Source organism: Stenotrophomonas sp. YJH_SMC_130 (genome assembly GCF_059369035.1).
Map to the genome: position 1 here is coordinate 41,035 of NZ_JCAFSH010000016.1, position 19,861 is coordinate 60,895.

A 19,861-nucleotide genomic window follows, 5' to 3' on the forward strand; every position below is an offset into this window, starting at 1 on the left:
CAGCCAAAAGGACGGCATTCCAATGTCCAAGGGTTCAGATCTGCTTGTCGCCGCGCTTGAGAACGAAGGCGTCGAGCGCATTTTCGGTATCCCCGGCGAGGAAAACCTCGACGTGGTCGAGTCGCTTCGTCATTCCAGCATCGAGCTGGTCATCACCCGTCACGAGCAGGCAGCGGTGTTCATGGCCGCCACCTATGGCCGCCTGACCGGCAAGCCCGGCGTGTGCCTGGCCACGCTCGGTCCGGGCGCGCTCAACTTCACCACCGGCGCCGCCTATGCGCTGCTCGGTGCGTGGCCGGTGATCATGATCACTGGCCAGAAGGGCATCGTCGCCAGCAAGCAGGCGCGCTTCCAGATCGTCGACATCGTCGGCACGATGAAGCCGCTGACCAAGCAGGCGCGGCAGATCGTCTCTGCGCGCACGATCCCGACCATCGTCCGCGAGGCGTTCCGTGTCGCCCAGGAAGAGCGCCCGGGCCCAGTGCTGCTGGAGCTGCCCGAAGACATCGCCGCCGATGAGGTGGAGGGCGTGGCGCTGGTGCCACCGCACGCGGTGGATCGTCCCATCGCCAGCCCGGAAGCGTTGGATCGGGCGGCAGAGACCATCCGCAGTGCAAAGCGACCGCTGCTGATGATCGCTTCGGCGGCGTCGCGGCCGCAGTCCAGCGAGGCGCTGTCGGCGTTCGTGCTGCGCGCCGGCATTCCGTTCTTCACCACGCAGATGGGCAAGGGCGCGGTGGCCGGCGGCTCGGGCCTGTACATGGGTACCGCAGCGCTCACCGAGCGCGATTACGTGCACATGGCGATCGACCAGGCCGACGTGATCGTGACCATCGGCCACGAGGTCACCGAAAAGCCGCCGTTCGTGATGCGCCCGGGCGGGCCGACCGTGATCCATATCGGCTACTCGCAGGCGGCGGTGGAACAGGTGTACTTCCCGCAGGTGGAGGTGATCGGCGATATCGGCCGCTCGCTGACCCAGCTGGCCGACCGCATCGAAGGCGCGGTGCCGAATGCCGCTGCGCTGCTGCCGCTGCGCGCGACCATCCTCGAGCACTTGGCCGACCGCGCCGAAGAGGCCGGGTTCACCCCGCAGCGGCTGGTGCACGACGTGCGCCAGGTGATGCCGCCGGACGGCATCGTGGCGCTGGACAACGGCATGTACAAGATCTGGTTCGCTCGCAACTACCGTACCCAGGTGGCCAACACATTGCTGCTGGACAACGCGCTGGCGACCATGGGCGCGGGCCTGCCATCGGCGATCATGGCCTCGATCCTGTACCCACAGCGGCGGGTGCTGGCGGTGTGTGGCGATGGTGGTTTCATGATGAACAGCCAGGAGCTGGAGACAGCGCGCCGGCTGGGGCTGAACCTGGTGGTGCTGATCCTCAACGACGGCGCCTACGGCATGATCCGCTGGAAGCAGGCGGTGGATGGCTTCACCGACTACGGCATGACCTTCAGCAACCCGGATTTCGTGAAGTACGCCGAGGCCTATGGCTGCAAGGGGCATGAGGTGACCGCCATCGAGCAGTTCATCCCGACCCTGCAGGCGGCGTTCAACGAGGGCGGGGTGCACCTGGTGTCGGTACCGGTCGATTACGCGGAGAACCAGCGGGTGCTGGTGGACGAGCTGCGGCAGGCGTTCCCCGGGAACGCGTAGGCGCCGATCCGCTGATGGGGTCAGATCCCTTTGCTGCGCAAAGGGATCTGACCCCTCTCCAGGCCGGGGCAGGGCGGTTTTGGTATGCTGTGGAGCCGGCCGCGCCGGGCGCAAGATCCCCCTCACTACACGATTCCCGCAGATCCATGAGCGAAGCTACCGATACCCCCCCCGTCGACGAGAACAAGTTGATCGCCGAGCGCCGTGAGAAACTCAAAGCGCTGCGTGGGCAGGGCATCGCGTACCCGAACGATTTCCGTCGTGAGGACTTCGCCGGCCGCCTGCAGGACGAATTCGCCGATGCCGAACAGTGGACCGCCGAGGCGCTGGAAGGCAACGGCCGCCAGGTGAAGATGGCCGGCCGCCTGATGGCCAAGCGCATCATGGGCAAGGCGAGCTTCGCGCAGATCCAGGACGAGTCCGGCCGCATCCAGCTGTTCCTGCAGGGGGCCGTGCTGGGCGATGCCTACACCGCGTTCAAGGGCTGGGACGTGGGCGACATCATCGCCGTCGAAGGCGGCCTGACCCGCACCAGGACCGGCGAGCTGTCGGTCAAGGCCGAGTCGATCCGCCTGCTGACCAAGTCGCTGCGTCCGTTGCCGGACAAGTGGCACGGCCTGGCCGACGTTGAGCAGCGCTACCGCCAGCGTTACGTCGATCTGATCGTGACCCCGGAATCGCGCGCGGTCTTCATCAAGCGCTCGAAGATCATCCGCGCCATGCGTGCGTGGCTGGACAACCGCGACTTCCTGGAAGTCGAGACGCCGATGATGCATTACATCCCCGGCGGCGCGGCGGCCAAGCCGTTCACCACCCACCACAACGCGCTGGACCTGGACCTGTACCTGCGCGTGGCGCCGGAGCTGTACCTCAAGCGACTGACCGTGGGCGGCCTGGAGCGCGTGTACGAGATCAACCGCAACTTCCGCAACGAAGGCGTCAGCACCCGCCACAATCCGGAATTCACCATGATGGAGCTGTACGAGGCCTATGCCACGTACAACGAGATCATGGACCTGACCGAAGGCGTGATCCGTGACGTGGCCAGGACGGTCAACGGCAGCACCGAGGTCGAGTGGGACGGCGCGAAGATCGACCTGGGCCCGGCGTTCCGCCGCTGGCGCATGGACGAAGCCGTGCGCCACCACAACCCGGAAATCTCGGTTGCCGACTGCACCGACCGTGACGCGCTGCTGCGCCATTGCGAGCGCTTGAACATCCGCGTCAAGCCGTCCTACGGCTGGGGCAAGCTGCTGCTTGAGATCTTCGAGGCCACCGTCGAGCACACCCTGATCCAGCCGACCTTCATCACCGACCATCCGGTGGAAGTCTCGCCGCTGGCCCGTGCCAACGACAATGATCCGGGCTACACCGACCGCTTCGAGCTGTTCGTCAACGGCAAGGAGCTGGCCAATGGCTTCTCCGAGTTGAACGACCCGGAAGACCAGGCCCAGCGCTTCCAGGCCCAAGTGGCCGCGAAGGAAGGTGGCGACGATGAGGCCATGCACTACGACGCCGACTACATCCGTGCGCTGGAGTACGGCATGGCCCCGACCGGCGGCCTCGGCATCGGCGTCGATCGTCTGGTGATGCTGCTGACCGGCAGCAGCTCGATCCGTGACGTGCTGCTGTTCCCGTACATGCGTCCGGAGCAGTAAGTCGCGTTTTTGACTCCCGATTGTGCGCGCCGTCCCGAAACGAGACGGCGCGATTGACGCGTCCCGCACTCGGCGTATCGTAATTGCACTACCTTGACGCCTGTTATGGCTTGATCGGCGTCAGGGGAGGGCACGGTGTGGGGAGTCCGCTTCACATTGTGATGACGATCATGAATCGGGACGCATGACACGGGAGTCAGGCCGATGCAGGGTGCGAGCGTTCGCAGCGGCAGAGTATCCTCGCCTGCTGATGATCCAGCGTGGTCGAAAAACCAGGCAGAGTACGCGTTGAATATCGTCATCGTTGATGACCAGACTTCCGCCCGGACGATGCTGCGTCACGTCATCGAAGACATCGCGCCGGAACTGAGCGTGTATGACTTCGGCGATCCGCTGACCGCATTGGCCTGGTGCGAAGCCCATCCGGTCGACCTGTTGCTGCTCGATTACCGCATGCCGGAGATGGACGGGCTGGAATTCGCCCGTCGTTTCCGTCGACTGCCCAAGCACCGCGACATTCCGGTGATCCTGATCACCGTGGTCGGTGACGAGCCGATCCGCCAGGCGGCACTGGAAGCCGGCGTCATCGACTTCCTGGTCAAGCCGATCCGCCCGCGCGAACTGCGTGCTCGCTGCTACAACCTGCTGCAGCTGCGCCAGCAGACCGAGAACGTGAAGCAACGGGCGCTGTCGCTGGAGCAGCGCCTACTGGCCAGCATGCATGAGGTCGAAGAGCGGGAGCGCGAAACGCTGTCGCGGCTGGCGCGCGCGATCGAGTTCCGTGATGCCGGCACCAGCGCCTACCTGGAGCGCATGGCACGTGTGGCCGGCCTGATTGCCGAACAGCTCGGGCTGCCCGAGGAGGAGGTGCGCCTGATCGAAATGGCTGCGCCGCTGCATGACATGGGCAAGATCGCCATTCCCGATGCGGTGCTGCTCAAGCAGGGCAAGCTCAACGAGGAGGAGCTGGCGATCATGCGCCGGCACCCGCGGATTGGCCATGAACTGCTGAGCGGCAGCCAGAATCGTTTCATCCAGGTTGGCGCGTTGATCGCACTGCGTCATCATGAGCGCTACGACGGCAGCGGCTATCCCGATGGGCTGGTCGGCGATGCGATTCCGCTGGAAGCGCGCATCGTGGCTGTCGCCGATGTCTTCGACGCCCTGATTTCGCCCCGTCCGTACAAGGAAGCATGGACCATGGAAGCCACCCTGGCTTATCTCTACGCCCAGCGTGGCCGGCTGTTCGATCCCCGATGCGTGGACGCGCTGCTGCGCGGCCGCGAACAGCTGGACCAGATCTGCGCCGAGCATTCGATGGCGTCCGCGCGCCCGGGGCTTGGCGCGTGAAACGGCTGTTGTCGCAGCTGCGGCTGCGCCTGTCCCAGCGCCAGGACAGCGAACACGGCCAGCAGATCGTCCGTATTGTCCTGATCAGCCTGATCCTGATCTACGTGCTGTTGCCGGCGCCGCGCCACGACCTGCCGCACACGCAGTACGTGGGCGTGCTGGCGATCGTATTGACCGGCCTGAGCCTGTCGCTGCTGTTGTTCGGCTGGCTGCTGTGGCGGCCGGCGCGTTCCGATCCCCGCCGCGTGCTGGGCATGCTCGCCGACTATGGCCTGATCGCTGCCGGCATGGTGCAGATGGGCGAGCCCCTGGCCTGGGTCTACATCGTGGTGATGTGGGTGACGGTCGGCAACGGCATGCGCTTCGGCAACCACTACCTGTACGTGGCGGTGGCGATGGCGATGGTGAGCTTCGGTTGCACGGTGCTGCTGACGCCTTACTGGCAACAGAATTTCCGTCTGGCCATCGGCCTCTGGCTCGGCCTGGCGGCGGTGCCGCTGTACTTCTCGACGCTGCTGCGGCAGCTGACCGAAGCGATGGCCGAGGCGCGCCGTGCCAGCGAGGCCAAGAGCCGTTTCCTGGCCAACATGAGCCACGAGTTCCGCACGCCGTTGAACGGCCTCAACGGCATGACCGAAGTGCTGGCGACCACGCGCCTGGACGATGAGCAGCGCGAGTGCCTCAACACCATCCAGGCGTCGTCGCGCAGCCTGCTGGCGCTGGTGGAGGAAGTGCTGGACATCTCGGCCATCGAGGCCGGCAAGCTGCGCGTGGTGGCCGAAGACTTCGCCGTGGCCGACGTGATCCAGGCAATCGGGCTGATCCTGTTGCCGCAGGCCAAGGCCAAGCGCCTGGATTACCGGGTGAAGGTCGCCGATGGTGTGCCGCCACGCGTGCGCGGAGACGTCGGGCACCTGCGGCAGATCCTGCTGAACCTGGCCGGCAACGCGGTCAAGTTCACCGATCACGGCCGGGTCGAAATCCGTGTCAGCGTGGTGCAGGCCGATACCAGTGGCGCGGTGCGGCTGCGCTTCGACATCCTCGACACCGGCATCGGCGTGGCCCCGGCCATGCGTGCGCGGCTGTTCGATGCCTTCGAGCAGGCTGACGTCAGCATGGCGCGTCGCCATGAGGGCACCGGGCTGGGCACAACCATCGCCAAGGGCCTGGTCGAGGCGATGGACGGTGACATCGGCTATCTGGAAAACCCGCCGCGCGGCAGCCACTTCTGGGTCGAGCTGCCGTTCGCGCCGCCGCAGCCGCAGGTGCCGGGTGCGGTGCCGAGCCTGACCGGCGACGACGACGTGGGGCCGGGCGGCAACGTGATCGCATTTGCCGACCCGTTCCTGCGCCATCGCGCCCGCGTGCGCAGCATGCAGATCCTGGTGGCCGACGACCACGAGGCCAACCGCATGGTCCTGCAGCGCCTGCTGCAGAAGGCCGGGCATCGCGTGCTGTGCGTGGATGGCGGTGAGGCGGTGCTGGATGCGCTGGCCGACAGTGAATTCGACGCGGTCATTGTCGACCTGCACATGCCGGGCATGAGCGGGCTGGACATGCTGAAGGAGTTGCGGGTGATGCAGGCCGGCGGCGGTCCGCGCACGCCGGTGCTGGTGCTCAGCGCCGATGTCACGCCCGAGGCGATCCAGCGCTGTACCCAGGCTGGGGCGCATGCGTTCCTGGCCAAGCCCGTGGTGGCGGTGCGCCTGCTCGATACCCTGGCCGAGATCGCCAGCAACGCCCAGCTGAAGACCATGGCCGCACCGGTGGTGCGACCGATGGCGCTGCAGGATGGGGTGCTCGACAGCAGCGTGCTGGACGAGCTGGCCTCGCTGGGCATGGGCGAGGGCTTCGAACGTGAGTTCATCCGCCAATGCCTGGAGGACGTGGCGGGCTGCATGGGCAAGGCCGAGCAGGCCGGTGAGGCCACGCAGTGGGATGTGTTCCGCGAACAATCCCACGCGATCAAGGGCGTGGCCAGCAACCTCGGCCTGATGCGCGCGTCCAACCGTGCCGGCGAGCTGATGCGGATGGCCGACTGGCAGCTGAAGACCGAATGGCGCCAGCGCCTGGGCATCCTGCAGGAGGCGATCAAGGAAGGCCGGCGCGCGCTGGAGGCACGGGCCGAACGCCGGCTGCGCGGCGCTGCCGACGATGGCGAGGCGCGTTGAACCACGGCAGGGTGCATAAAAAAAGCCCGGTGGCCAACCGGGCTTGAACCCATCCTGGGGGAGGGATGAATCAGGCCGCGTCGAGGCTGGCGCGACGGGTCTGGGCCTTGATCAGGCGGTCCATGGTACGCAGCGAACGGTCGCCGAGTGCGAGGGCGGAATCGACCCATACCTTGGTGATCTCCAGCAGTTCGTCGTAGCTGACCGGCTGGGCGATGGCGCGTGCGGCGTTCATCGCCAGATAGGACTGCGGCGTGCGCTGCTGCTGGCGGATCAGTTCTTCCACCGCCGCCCGGCCTTCGCCCTTCTTCACCAGCACGTCGACCACGCCCATCGCGTGCATCTCCTCGGCGCTGTAGACCCGGCCGTCGAGGATGATCTTCTCGGCCAGGTGGGGGGACACGCGCCGGCACAGGAAGGAGTACGCACCCATGCCCGGGAACAGGCCGAACAGCACCTCCGGCAGGCCCAGTCCGCTGCCTTCCTCGGCGACGATGGTGTGGCAGGCCAGGGCCATTTCCAGGCCGCCGCCGAGGGCGTCACCCTGGATGAGCGCGATCGAACGGACGTCGCCGCCGAACCCGGTGTGCAGGTGGTGCACGCCCTCCACGCAGCGCTGGGCGTAGTTCAGCAGGAGGTCCCGGTTGCCTTCACGGATCAGGCGGGTGAACAGGTCCAGGTCGCCGCCCAGGTTGTAGGCGACGGCATCGGAGGCCAGCACGAAATGCCGCAATGTTCCGCTGTGGCGTTCGGCAGGGCTGCGGGTGATGGCCGCCATGTAGCTCCACATTTCGTCGAGCATGTCCTTGCGGCAGCAGGGGCGGATCCCGGTGGCGGCGTCGGCGTGCATGAACAGCCAGTGGGCAGCGCCGTCGGCGCTGTCTTCGGTACGGATGGTGGCGAACGGTGAGCCGCTTGAAGGCAGCTTTTCGATGGTACTCATGGAAGGGTCCTCGGCATGCGGCCCGCAGTGTCAGGTGGGTGGCCGGCGGGCCGAACGGTCCACACACGCGGCGATGCTACACCGCCCCAGGGGCCTCGCATGCGAAAGGGCCCGGGACGTTTCCGCCCCGGGCCCTGCATCGTTCAAATTGCCGCAAACCCTTACTGGGCGGGCGTATCGCGGAGTTCGCGACGGAGGATCTTGCCGACATTGGTCTTCGGCAGCTCCTTTCGGAATTCAACGATTTTGGGGTGCTTGTAGCCGGTCAGGTTGGCCCGGGCATGCTCCTTGACCATTTCGGCGGTCAGGTTCGGATCCTTCTTCACGATGACCACCTTCACCACCTCGCCGGACTTGTCGTCCGGGACGCCGACCGCGGCCACTTCCAGCACGCCCGGCATCATCGCGATCACGTCCTCGACTTCATTCGGGTACACGTTGAAGCCGGACACCAGGATCATGTCCTTCTTGCGGTCGACGATGTAGAAGAAGCCGTGTTCGTCCATCTTCGCCATGTCGCCGGTATGCAGCCAGCCGTCGGCATCGATCGCCTTGGCGGTTTCCTCCGGGCGCTGCCAGTAGCCCTTCATCACCTGCGGGCCCTTGATGCAGAGCTCGCCGACCTCGCCCAGCGGCAGGATGGCGCTGTTGTCGTCCTTGATGCAGGCATCGGTGGACGGGATCGGCAAGCCGATCGAGCCGTTGTATTCGGTCAGGGTGAGCGGGTTGATGCAGGCCGCCGGCGAGGTCTCGGTCAGGCCATACGCCTCCACCAGGGTCACCCCGGTGACCTTCTTCCAACGCTCGGCCACGGCGCGTTGCACCGCCATGCCGCCGCCCAGGGTGACCTTCAGCGAGGAAAAGTCGACGGTGTCGAAGCCGGGGGTGTTGAGCAGGCCATTGAACAGCGTGTTGACGCCGGTGATGGCGGTGAAGCGCACCGACTTGAGCTCCTTGACGAAGCCCTTCATGTCACGCGGATTGGTGATCAGGTGGTTGCAGCCACCGAACTTCATGAAGACCAGCCCGTTCGCGGTCAGTGCGAAGATGTGGTACAGCGGCAGGGCGGTGATGATCCACTCCTTGCCCATCTCGATGCCCGACGCACTGATCCAGGCCGAGGCCTGCTGCATGTTGGCGATCAGGTTGCGGTTGGTCAGCATCGCGCCCTTGGCCACGCCGGTGGTGCCGCCGGTGTATTGCAGGAATGCAATGTCGTCGTGGTCGATCTCGACCTTGGGCAGGCTGTGGCGGCTGCCGATCTTCAGCGCCTGGCGGAACCGCACCGCGCCCTTGAGATGGTAGTTGGGCACCATCTTCTTGATGTACTTCAGCACGAAGTTGACGATCACGCCCTTGGCGCCAAGCAGGTCGCCCAGGCCGGTGGTGATCACGTGCTTGACCGGCGTATCGGCGATGACCTGCTCGACGGTGTCGCCGAAGTTGTCGACCACCACCAGTGCGGTCACGCCGGCATCGATCAGCTGGTGCTTGAGCTCGCGCGCGGTGTACAACGGATTGACATTGACCACGGTCAGGCCGGCGCGCAGCACGCCGAAGGTGGCCACCGGGTACTGCAGGCAGTTGGGCATCATCAGGGCGACGCGGTCACCCTTCTTGAGCTTGAGCTCTCCCAGCAGGTAGGCCGCGAACTGATTGACCAGCGCGTCGGTCTCGCCATAGGTGAGGACCTTGCCGAAGCTGGAGTAGGCGGGACGGTCGCGGAATTTCGCGACGGAAGCGTCGAAGACCGAAGCTACCGAATGGAACTCGTTGACGTCGATCTCGGCGGGAACACCTTTCGGATAGCTCTGCAGCCAGGGACGATCCAGACTCATATTCCCCCTCCAGGAATCGTGATGTATTAGGTTCCGGCCCTGAGCGTATCGACAACGGCCGGTCATTGCAGCATACCCCGCCGTAGGGAAAACGCGAAGAGGCCCCGAAGGGCCTCTTTGCTGGGTCGTGCCGGCCGCTGGCCGGCATCTGCGCTGGACAGGCGATCCGGCGGATGCCGGACCGCGCCCCACAGGCGGGCCGCTTGCGTCAGCCCTGCTTGCGCACCGGCGCGCCGTTGGCCTTGTAGTACGGCGCAGTGCTGCGGGCCAGCGGGGTGCGGCCGCGGATCACGTCGGCCAGCTTCTCGGCCATCATGATGGTCGGCGCGTTGAGGTTGCCGGTCACCACCTGCGGCATGATCGACGCATCGACGATGCGGAGGCCTTCCAGGCCGTGCACGCGACCCTGACCATCGACCACCGCCATCGGGTCGTCGGCATGGCCCATCTTGTTCGAACACGACGGGTGGTAGGCGGTCTCGGCATGCTCGCGCACGAACGCATCGATCTGTGCATCGGTCTGCAGTGCACTGCCCGGCGAGATCTCGCGGCCGCTGTACGGGGCCAGCGCCGGCTGTGCGAAGATCTCGCGGGTGATGCGGATCGCCGCGCGGAATTCGCGCCAGTCCTGCTCGTGCGACATGTAGTTGAACAGGATGCTCGGATGTTCGCGCGGGTCCTTCGAGCGCACATGGATGCGGCCACGGCTGGGCGAGCGCATCGAGCCGACGTGCATCTGGAAGCTGTGCGCCTTGATCGGGTTGGAGCCGTTGTAGTTGATCGCCACCGGCAGGAAGTGGTACTGCAGGTTCGGCCAGTCGAACTCGGCGTCGCTGCGGATGAAGCCGCCGGCCTCGAACTGGTTGCTGGCGCCGATGCCGGTGCCCAGGAACAGCCACTCGGCACCGATCGCCGGCTGGTTGTACAGCTTCAGCGCCGGCGCCAGCGACACCGGCTTCTTGCATTCGTATTGCAGGTACATCTCCAGGTGATCCTGCAGGTTGGCGCCGACGCCCGGCAGGTGGTGCACCAGGTCGATGTCGAGGCTGCGCAGCAGGTCGGCCGGGCCGACACCGGAGCGCTGCAGGATCTGCGGCGAGGCGATGGCGCCGCCGCACAGCAGCACCTCGCGGCGGGCGGTGGCACGCTGCGGCTGGTCGTGGTGCAGCCACTGCACGCCCACCGCGCGCTTGCCCGAGAACAGGATGCGGTCGGTCAGCGCGTGGGTGACGATGGTCAGGTTCGGGCGTGGCTTGGCCAGGTCCAGGTAGCCGCGGGCGGTGCTGGAACGACGGCCCTTCGGGGTCACCGTGCGGTCCATCGGGCCGAAGCCTTCCTGCTGGTAGCCGTTGAGGTCGTCGGTGCGCGGGTAGCCGGCCTGCACGCCGGCCTCGACCATCGCAGCGAACAGCTCGTTGTTGCCGGCCTTGGGCGTGGTCACGCGCAGCGGGCCGTCACCGCCGTGGTAGTCATTGGGGCCGATGTCGCGGGTTTCGGCCTTGCGGAAGTAGGGCAGGCAGTCCAGGTAGGTCCAGTCTTCCAGGCCCGGCATGCTGGCCCAGTTGTCGTAGTCCATTGCGTTGCCGCGGATGTAGCACATGCCGTTGATCAGCGACGAGCCGCCCAGGCCCTTGCCGCGGCCGCAGTCCATGCGCCGGTTGTTCATGAAGGGCTCGGGATCGGTCTTGTACGCCCAGTTGTAGCGCTTGCCCTGCAGCGGGAAGGCCAGCGCCGCCGGCATCTGGGTACGGAAGTCGAGCCGGTAGTCCGGGCCACCGGCTTCCAGCAGCAGCACGCTGACATCGGCATCTTCGGTGAGGCGGGTCGCCAGCACGTTGCCGGCCGAACCGGCGCCGATGATGATGTAGTCGTACTCGTTATGGGTGCTCATGGGTGTCTCCTGCAGGCCGGGGCGCGCTGCATGCAGGCGTCCCGGCGGAATGTCGGATCGGCGCGGTGGCCGGACGATGGGGCGTGCTCGGGGCGCGCCGGTCAGAACACGCTGGCGTAGTCGCCCAGCTCGACCTGCACCGACTTGATGCGGGTGTAGTGGCCGAGGGTGGAGATGCCGTTCTCGCGGCCGACGCCGGATTCCTTGTAGCCACCGACCGGCATTTCGGCCGGCGATTCACCCCAGGTGTTGATCCAGCAGATGCCGGCTTCCAGGCGATGGATGATGCGGTGGGCGCGGCTGATGTCCTTGCTGACCACGCCGGCGGCGAGGCCGAAGGTGGTGTCGTTGGCGCGACGCACCACTTCGTCTTCGTCGTCATAGGCGAGGATGCTCATCACCGGCCCGAAGATCTCTTCCTTGACGATGGTCATGTCATCGCGGCAGTCGGAGAACACGGTCGGCAGCACGTAGGCGCCGTTGGCCAGCGCGCCTTCGGTGGCACGGCCGCCGCCAGTCAGCAGGCGGGCACCTTCGGCCTTGCCACTCTCGATGTAGCGCAGCACATTTTCCATGTGCGGGAAGCTGGTCAGCGGGCCGAAGTTGGTCTCGGCGGCCATCGGGTCGCCGATGCGGATGCGCTTGACGCGCTCGACAACAGCGGCTTCGAACGCGGCCAGCATGCTGCGCGGCACGAACACGCGGGTGCCGTTGGTGCAGACCTGGCCGGAGCTGAAGAAGTTGGCCATCACCGCGATGTCGGCGGCGCGGTCGAGGTCGGCGTCATCGCAGATCACCAGCGGCGACTTGCCGCCCAGTTCCATGGTCACTTCCTTCAGCGACGAGGACGCGGCGCTGGCCATGACCTTCTTGCCGGTGGCGACGCCGCCGGTGAAGGAGATCTTCTCGATCACCGGGTGCTCGGTCAGCCACTGGCCGATCTCGCGGCCCGGGCCCTGCACCACGTTGAACACGCCGGCGGGAACGCCGGCTTCGGTGTAGATTTCGGCCAGCCGGATCGCGGTCAGCGGGGTCACTTCGGACGGCTTGAACACCATCGCGTTGCCCGCGGCCAGCGCCGGCGCCGACTTCCACATGGCGATCTGGATCGGGTAGTTCCAGGCACCGATGCCGGCGACCACGCCCAGCGGTTCGCGTCGGGTATAGAAGAAGCTCGATTCGCGCAGCGGCAGCTGGATACCTTCGATGGCGGTGGCCAGGCCGGCGTAGTACTCGACCACGTCGGCGCCGGTGACGATGTCCACGGTGGTGGTTTCGGCCAGCGCCTTGCCGGTGTCCAGGGTTTCCAGGTGGGCCAGTTCGTCGTTGCGCTCGCGCAGGAGCTCGACGGCACGGCGCAGGATGCGCGAACGCTCCATGGCGGTCATCGCGGCCCACACCTTCTGGCCTTCGGCTGCGCTCTGCACGGCACGTTCGACGTCGGCCTGGCTGGCGACCTGCACCTCGGCGATCACCTCGCCGGTGGCCGGGTTGATGGTCTTGAAGGTCTTGCCGCTGGTGGCATCGACGCGCTGGCCGTGGATGTAGAGCTGTTGGACGGGCAGGGTGGTCATGGGGCGTACTCCTTGGAAGGGGGCGGGTGCTGAAGCGCTTATAGCGCGGCAGCCTGCAACTGGAAGTCGATATAGCCGTAAGCGATGCGCCGGGACTTCTCGGCATTGAACTGGCCGCCGACCAGGCTGCCGCGCAGCCACAGGCCGTCAATCATCGCGGCCAGGCCGCGGGCGGCCAGGCGGGCCTGCGGGTGGGGCAGCAGGCGGTTGAACTGGTGGCACAGGTTGGAGAACAGGCGCTGGTCGTTGGCGCGCTGCAGCCGGGCCAGTTCCGGCTGGTGCATGCTGGCGGCCCAGAAGGTGAGCCAGACGCGCATCGCGGTGCCGTTGATCTGGCTGTCGTCGAAGTTGCCATCGACGATGGCGCGCAGCTGCTCGCGCGGGCTGTCGCTGGCGTCTGCGCGGTAGCGGGCGACGGCGTCCTTCAGTTCGCGGAGGATCTGCCGCATTGCAGCATTGAGCAGGCCGTCCTTGTCGCCGAAGTAGTGGGCGACGATGCCACTGGACAACCCCGCCTTCTTCGCGATGGTGGCGACGGTCGCATCGGCCATGCCGATCTCGTCGATGGTCTGGAAAGTGGCCCGGATCAGCTGTTGGCGCCGTACCGGTTCCACGCCTTTCTTCGGCATTGTCTCTCCACGGTTTGCGACCCGAAGGATCGGGCTGCCCGCCATTATGCTTTTTATTGATTGAACGTTCAATCAATAAACCCTAGGATGCGCTCGCGCCCCACGCCATGGGCCCGGTTTACCGGTCCGGCCCCGCCCATGTGCTCCCTCGGACTTGATGAGACGACCCCATGTCTTCCCTGGCTCATCCCAAGCGTTCGCCCCTGCGCTTGAACCGTTTTGTCTTCCTCAGCTCCTCAGTGTCGATCGGCATCCTCGGGCTGCTCACCGTGCTCTATCCCGAAGGCAGCGAGCACTGGCTGCAATGGGCGCAGGCCGAGGTCTCGGCCGCGTTCGGCTGGTGGTACATGCTGCTGATCGTGCTGTGCCTGGGCTTCGTGCTGTGGCTGGCGTTCTCGCCGTACGGCCGCATCCGCCTGGGCCACAACGAGGAGTCACCGGCCTTTGGCTACGTTGCCTGGGTCTCGATGCTGTTCTCGGCCGGCATCGGCATCGCGCTGCTGTACTACGGCGCCTACGAGCCGCTGGATCATTTCCTCAATCCGCCCGGACAGCCCGGCGGCACCGTGGCCGCCGGCCGCGAGGCGATGGTGCTGACCTTCCTGCACTGGGGCCTGCATGGCTGGGCGCTGTATGCGCTGGTCGGCGTGGCACTGGGCTATTTCGCCTATCGCCGGGACCTGCCGCTGGCGCTGCGCTCTGCGTTGTACCCGGTCTTCGGTGAGCGCATTCATGGCCGCATCGGCGACATGGTCGATGGCTTCGGCATCCTGGCCACGCTGATCTCGATGGTGACCAACCTCGGCATCGGCGCGCTGGTGGTACAGTCCGGCCTGGTCTACCTGTTCCACATCCCGGATACGCCGCAGGTGCTGGTGGCGATCGTGCTGGTGATGATGGTGGTGGCCACCATCGGCGTGGTCGCTGGCGTGGAAAAAGGCATTGCCTGGCTGTCCAACCTCAACGTGCGCCTGCTGTGCGGCCTGCTGCTGTTCGTGCTGGTCACCGGCCCGACCCTGCACCTGTTCGACGGCCTGATCCAGAACACCGGCGACTACCTCGGCGCGTTCGTGCGCAAGAGCTTCGACATGTACCTCAACGACCCCAAGGGCCGTGAGTGGATGGGGTCGTGGACGCTGTTCTACTGGGCGTGGTGGATCGCCTGGGCGCCGTTCGTCGGCCTTTTCGTGGCGCGCATCTCGCGTGGCCGCACCATCCGCGAAGTGATCTTGGGCGTGCTGCTGATCCCGCTCGGCTTCACCCTGGCCTGGCTGTCGATCTTCGGCAACACCGCCATTGACCTGGTGCTCAACCATGGCCAGGCGATCCTGGGTGACGTGGCCCAGCACGATGCAGCGATGACCTTGTTCAAGCTGCTGGAATACCTGCCTGCGGCGCCGTACGTGGCCGGTGCTGCGGTGGTGATCGGCTTCGTGCTGTTCCTGACCCCGGTCGACTCGGGCACGCTGATGATCGCCAACCTGTGCACGCGTCGCGTTGACGATGGCGTGGAAGATGGCCATGACGCGCCGATCTGGCTGCGCGTGTTCTGGGCCGCCGGCATCACTGTGGCCAGCGTCGGCCTGCTGCTGGCTGGCAATTTCAGCGCGATGCAGACCGCGGTGGTGCTGTGCGGCCTGCCGTTCTCGTTCACCCTGGCGTTCTACATGTGGGGCCTGTTGAAGGCCCTGCGCACCGACCCGGATGCGCCGCGCCGCTGAGCGCTTCTGTAGAGCCGAGCCCATGCTCGGCTCTACAAGGGCATCGCAAACGCAAAGGGCCGGATCCGTGCGGATCCGGCCCTTTGTCGTTACTTGCTGGCCAGCTGGCGCAGCACGTACTGCAGCAGGCCACCGTGGCGGAAGTACTCGACTTCCTTCGGGGTCAGCAGCATCACCGACACCTCGAAGGTCTTCTTCGTGCCATCAGCCCTGGTGGCGGTGACCGTGGCGCGCTTGCTGGCACCGTCCTGCAGGCCGGTGATGTCGATCACCTCGGAGCCGTCCAGGCCCAGAGACTGCGCGTTCTCGCCGTTGCGGAACTGCAGCGGCAGCACGCCCATGCCGACCAGGTTGGAACGGTGGATGCGCTCGAAGCTCTCGGCGATGACCGCCTTCACCCCCAGCAGCAGGGTGCCCTTGGCCGCCCAGTCACGCGACGAGCCGGTGCCGTATTCCTTGCCGGCCAGCACCACCAGCGGCACCTTGTCGGCCTTGTACTTCATGGCCGCGTCGTAGATCGCCAGCTTCTCCGGCTGGCCACCACCGGCCGGGTAGTACAGGGTGTTGCCGCCTTCCTCGCCACCGAACATCAGGTTCTTGATGCGGATGTTGGCGAAGGTGCCGCGGACCATCACGTCATCGTTGCCGCGACGGCTGCCGTAGCTGTTGAAGTCGGCCGGCTGCACGCCGCGCTCCTGCAGGAAGCGGCCCGCCGGTGAGTCCTTCTTGATGTTGCCGGCCGGGGAAATGTGGTCGGTGGTGATCGAGTCGCCGAACAGGCCCATCACGCGTGCTCCGTGCACGTCGTCGATGCTGCCGGTCTGCATGGTCATGCCATCGAAGTAGGGCGGGTTCTTGATGTAGGTGGAGGCGTCGCTCCACGCGTACAGGTTGCCATCCGGCGAGGCGATGGTGTTCCAGCGGGTATCGCCCTTGAACACATCGGCGTAGTTCTGCTTGAACATCTCCGGGCCAATGGTGGCGGCGATGACGTCGCCGATTTCCTTGTTGCTCGGCCAGATGTCGCGCAGGAACACGGGCTGGCCGTCGCTGCCGGTGCCGAGCGGCTGGGTGGTCAGGTCGATGTCGGTGGTGCCGGCGATGGCATAGGCCACCACCAGCGGCGGGCTCGCCAGGTAGTTCATCTTCACTTCGGGGTGCACGCGGCCCTCGAAGTTGCGGTTGCCCGACAGCACCGAGGTCACCACCAGGTCGCCGGCGGCGATGCCGGCGCTGACTTCGGTCGGCAGCGGGCCGGAGTTGCCGATGCAGGTGGTGCAGCCGTAGCCGACCACGTAGAAGCCGATCTTCTCCAGCTCCTTCAGCACACCGGCCTTTTCCAGGTAGTCGGTGACCACGCGCGAGCCCGGGCCGAGCGAGGTCTTGACCCACGGCTGGCGGTTCAGGCCTTTGGCGGCCGCGTTGCGGGCCAGCAGGCCGGCACCGATCATCACCGCCGGGTTGGAGGTGTTGGTGCACGAGGTGATGGCGGCGATGACCACTGCGCCATCCTTCAGCCGCACCTTGCGGCCTTCGATCTCGATGTCGGCGAAGCCCTTGGCCAGCTGCTCGTTGCCGACCGCGGCGCCGCCGCCTTCGTTGACGAAGGTGGCAACGTCCTCGCTGCGCTTGTCACGGTTGGCGGTCATGCCGACCAGCGCTTCGCGGTAGTTCTTCTGCACGTCTTCCAACAGCACGCGGTCCTGCGGGCGCTTCGGGCCGGCCAGCGACGGCTTCACCGTGCCCATGTCCAGTTCCAGCGTGGTGCTGTACTGGGCGTGCGGGCTGCCCGGTTCGTGCCACAGGCCCTGCGCCTTGGCGTAGGCCTCGACCAGATCGATCTGCTCTTCGCTGCGACCGGACAGGCGCAGGTAGTTCAGCGATTCGGCGTCGATCGGGAAGATGCCGCAGGTGGCGCCGTATTCCGGGGCCATGTTGCCGATGGTGGCGCGGTCGGCCAGTGGCAGGTGCTGCAGGCCGTCACCGTAGAACTCGACGAACTTGCCCACCACGCCCAGCTTGCGCAGCATCTGGGTGACGGTCAGCACCAGGTCGGTGGCGGTGGCGCCTTCGGGCAGCTTGCCGGTCAGCTTGAAGCCGACGACCTGCGGAATCAGCATCGACGATGGCTGGCCGAGCATGGCCGCCTCGGCTTCGATGCCCCCCACGCCCCAGCCGAGCACGCCGATGCCGTTGATCATGGTGGTATGGCTGTCGGTACCGAACACGGTGTCGGGGTAGGCAATGTCCTTGCCATCCTTCTGCGCGGTCATCACCACGCGGGCCAGGTTCTCCAGGTTCACCTGGTGGACGATGCCGGTGTTGGGCGGCACCACCTTGAAGTTGTCGAAGGCCTTCTGTCCCCAGCGCAGGAAGCCGTAGCGTTCCTGGTTGCGCTGGAATTCGATCTTGCCGTTGAGGTCCAGCGCGTCGGGCTTGCCGAACACATCGACCTGCACCGAGTGGTCGATGACCAGTTCGGAGGGAATCTGCGGGTTGATCTGCTCCGGCTTGCCGCCGAGCTTGACCACCGCATCGCGCATCGCGGCCAGGTCGACCACGCAGGGCACGCCAGTGAAGTCCTGCAGGACCACGCGCGCCGGCATGAAGGCGATCTCGGTGTCCGGCTCGGCCGCCGGGTTCCAGCGGGCCACGGCTTCGATGTGGTCCTTGCCGACAGTGATGCCGCCGTCCTCGTGCCGGAGCAGGTTCTCCAGCAGGATCTTCATCGAGTAGGGCAGGTGGGAGATATCGAAGCGCTGGCCCAGCGTGGGCAGGCTGAAGTAGTCGTAGGTCTTGCCACCGACGTTCAGCTGGCTGCGGGTGGAGAACGAATCGCTCATGCGGGTTAACTCCTTCTTGCGGATGGCTTGCAGTGGCCCGCGCATGGGCAGGCCTGCTTGCGGTGGCCGGCAGTCCGTGCCGCCGGGCAGAAGGCCAGTATCGCCGATGCCGTCGGGGCCGCAGAACTGCGGGCTCAGAACGCAAGGTTATAAATTCGTATGTAGTTTTCGTGTCATGGCGCCGCCGGACTTAGTGCGGGCTGACAGGCTCGAGGCAGTGCCGTATGGCGCCGGGGGACAGGTGGACGGCAGCATGGGGGTGCTGCAGGCGCTGGGGGCGGAGCCGTGCTGAGCGATGGTCATCGTGGCGGTCGAGTCGTTCTTGACCGGGCACGGGGCGCGCCGCCGACGGGCAGCGCGCCAGTCAGTGGCGATCAGCCACCCAGGAACGGATTGCCGGTCTTGGCGGGAGCCGCGCCCTTGGATTTCACCTTGAGTACGTTGTCCTTGCCGAACTCAAAGACGGTCGATTCCTGCACGTTCTTTCCGAAGTGCTTGATCTTGGCGTAGTCGTAGTACCAGACCTGGGTGTCGCCAAGCTGCTCACGACGCGTCGGCGCTCCAAACTTCTCGCGGACCTGGTCCTGGGTCGCCTTGCCCACCTCCAGCTCGTCCAGTTGCTTCTGGGTGATCTCAGTGCCGGTGGTGTGGGCCGCGAACGGATTGGCGTGGGCCGGGCCTGCGGCCAGGGCCAAGGGGGTGGCCAGAGCCAGGGCCAGAATGAATGCGCGCATTGAACGTCCTTTTATGAGGGAGGGGGCGTGCGGTGCCGGAGTGTCCCGGCCCGCTACAGCGAGAGATGCCCGGCCAGTCTAGCGGTCGAATGCGACTGATTCTGGTGCAAGGTCACAGTTCGCCGGATTTGAGGTGTTTACGTCAGGTATGTATAATTCATACATACTTTTTGAGGCCTACCCATGGAAGCCACCGTTGCAGAACGCGGACAGATCACCCTGCCCAAGGCGGTGCGCGATGCCCTCGGCCTGACCAAGGGCACGCTGCTGAAGGTCGAGCTGGACGGCAGCCGCATCATCCTGCGCAAGAGTGTTGACGATGCCATTTCACGGGCGCGCGGCAAGTTCGCGCTGGACGGCTTCGAGTCGTCCGATGCGGCAGTACGCGCGGTGCGCGACGAGGAATAAGCCGTGATGATCGCCGTCGATTCACCGGTACTGGTCGAACTGCTCAGCAACGGCCCGCAGGCCGATGCCGTGGAAGCCATCCTCCGGCAGAGCCTGGTCGGTGGCCGCGTGGTGGTCTGCGGCGCGACTCTGGCCGAAGTCTGCGCATCGCTGCGCGGTGGTGCCGAAGTGCTCGAAGCACTGGAAGAGATGGGCGTGCACTTCAACCCGATGGAGGCCAAGTCGGCGCTGCGCGCCGGCGAGATGCACCGCCGTCACCGTCAGCGCGGCGGCAGCCGTCGCAGCCTGGACGAATTCATGGTCGGCGCCCATGCACTGCTGCAGTGCGATGGCCTGATCACCTGGAACGATACGTTTTACCGCGACTACTTCAAGGGCCTGAAGCTGATCGTGCCGCACGCCTGAGCCCACTTTTGATTTTTCAACCTACGCATTACC

At 66.0% G+C, this 19,861-nt stretch carries 14 protein-coding genes; 7 read left to right on the plus strand and 7 right to left on the minus strand.

Annotated elements, in window-relative coordinates; genetic code table 11:
• Window positions 1-22 precede the first annotated feature (22 nt).
• The 4 genes from AC5P5V_RS15215 (at window position 23) to AC5P5V_RS15230 (ending at window position 6,842) form a co-directional block, all read left to right on the plus strand.
• Window positions 23-1,663: an acetolactate synthase large subunit gene (locus AC5P5V_RS15215; protein ID WP_134968512.1), complete on the plus strand. Its 1,641-nt coding sequence runs from the start codon at window positions 23-25 to the stop codon at window positions 1,661-1,663.
• Between the two features lie 146 nt (window positions 1,664-1,809).
• The gene (gene lysS / locus AC5P5V_RS15220; protein WP_061479278.1) at window positions 1,810-3,321 is read left to right on the plus strand and encodes a lysine--tRNA ligase; all 1,512 of its coding nucleotides are present in this window, start codon (window positions 1,810-1,812) and stop codon (window positions 3,319-3,321) included.
• Window positions 3,322-3,525: 204 nt separating this feature from the next.
• Complete coding sequence (gene rpfG, locus AC5P5V_RS15225; protein ID WP_049435901.1) at window positions 3,526-4,671, plus strand: cyclic di-GMP phosphodiesterase response regulator RpfG; 1,146 nt, start codon at window positions 3,526-3,528, stop codon at window positions 4,669-4,671.
• A complete protein-coding gene (locus AC5P5V_RS15230) occupies window positions 4,668-6,842 on the plus strand; it encodes a response regulator (protein ID WP_231352703.1) in 2,175 nt (724 codons plus the stop codon). The genes rpfG and AC5P5V_RS15230 overlap by 4 nt, the downstream gene beginning before the upstream one ends.
• Before the next feature lie 70 nt (window positions 6,843-6,912).
• Here AC5P5V_RS15230 and AC5P5V_RS15235 read toward each other — a convergent pair whose 3' ends face one another.
• From AC5P5V_RS15235 to betI, 5 genes are all read right to left on the minus strand, one after another.
• On the minus strand, window positions 6,913-7,785 hold the full coding sequence (locus AC5P5V_RS15235; RefSeq protein ID WP_061479280.1) for a crotonase/enoyl-CoA hydratase family protein: 873 nt from the start codon (window positions 7,783-7,785) through the stop codon (window positions 6,913-6,915).
• Window positions 7,786-7,946: 161 nt separating this feature from the next.
• The gene (locus AC5P5V_RS15240) at window positions 7,947-9,623 is read right to left on the minus strand and encodes a long-chain fatty acid--CoA ligase (protein WP_134968460.1); all 1,677 of its coding nucleotides are present in this window, start codon (window positions 9,621-9,623) and stop codon (window positions 7,947-7,949) included.
• A 208-nt stretch (window positions 9,624-9,831) separates the two neighbouring features.
• Window positions 9,832-11,514: a choline dehydrogenase gene (gene betA / locus AC5P5V_RS15245; protein ID WP_061479282.1), complete on the minus strand. Its 1,683-nt coding sequence runs from the start codon at window positions 11,512-11,514 to the stop codon at window positions 9,832-9,834.
• Between the two features lie 101 nt (window positions 11,515-11,615).
• On the minus strand, window positions 11,616-13,088 hold the full coding sequence (gene betB / locus AC5P5V_RS15250; protein ID WP_061479283.1) for a betaine-aldehyde dehydrogenase: 1,473 nt from the start codon (window positions 13,086-13,088) through the stop codon (window positions 11,616-11,618).
• Between the two features lie 38 nt (window positions 13,089-13,126).
• Window positions 13,127-13,717: a transcriptional regulator BetI gene (gene betI, locus AC5P5V_RS15255; RefSeq protein WP_134968461.1), complete on the minus strand. Its 591-nt coding sequence runs from the start codon at window positions 13,715-13,717 to the stop codon at window positions 13,127-13,129.
• Window positions 13,718-13,887: 170 nt separating this feature from the next.
• Between betI and AC5P5V_RS15260 the strand changes: the two genes are divergently transcribed.
• Entirely contained in the window at window positions 13,888-15,438 is a 1,551-nt protein-coding gene (locus AC5P5V_RS15260; protein WP_061479285.1) for a BCCT family transporter, read from the plus strand.
• Between the two features lie 89 nt (window positions 15,439-15,527).
• Here the strand turns inward: AC5P5V_RS15260 and acnA are convergent, their stop codons facing one another.
• Window positions 15,528-18,281, minus strand: coding sequence for an aconitate hydratase AcnA (gene acnA, locus AC5P5V_RS15265; protein ID WP_061479286.1), 2,754 nt, complete (start codon window positions 18,279-18,281; stop codon window positions 15,528-15,530).
• Window positions 18,282-18,655: 374 nt separating this feature from the next.
• Window positions 18,656-19,015, minus strand: a complete 360-nt coding sequence (gene bamE / locus AC5P5V_RS15270) for an outer membrane protein assembly factor BamE domain-containing protein (protein ID WP_061479287.1) — start codon at window positions 19,013-19,015, stop codon at window positions 18,656-18,658.
• Window positions 19,016-19,198: 183 nt separating this feature from the next.
• Here bamE and AC5P5V_RS15275 point away from each other — a divergent pair, with 183 nt between their 5' ends.
• Both AC5P5V_RS15275 and AC5P5V_RS15280 read left to right on the plus strand, forming a co-directional pair.
• Window positions 19,199-19,423, plus strand: a complete 225-nt coding sequence (locus AC5P5V_RS15275) for an AbrB/MazE/SpoVT family DNA-binding domain-containing protein (RefSeq protein ID WP_005409505.1) — start codon at window positions 19,199-19,201, stop codon at window positions 19,421-19,423.
• A gap of 6 nt (window positions 19,424-19,429) precedes the next feature.
• Window positions 19,430-19,828 carry a type II toxin-antitoxin system VapC family toxin gene (locus AC5P5V_RS15280; RefSeq protein WP_005416402.1) on the plus strand — a complete coding sequence of 133 codons (399 nt, stop codon included), beginning with the start codon at window positions 19,430-19,432 and terminating at the stop codon, window positions 19,826-19,828.
• Window positions 19,829-19,861 lie beyond the last annotated feature (33 nt).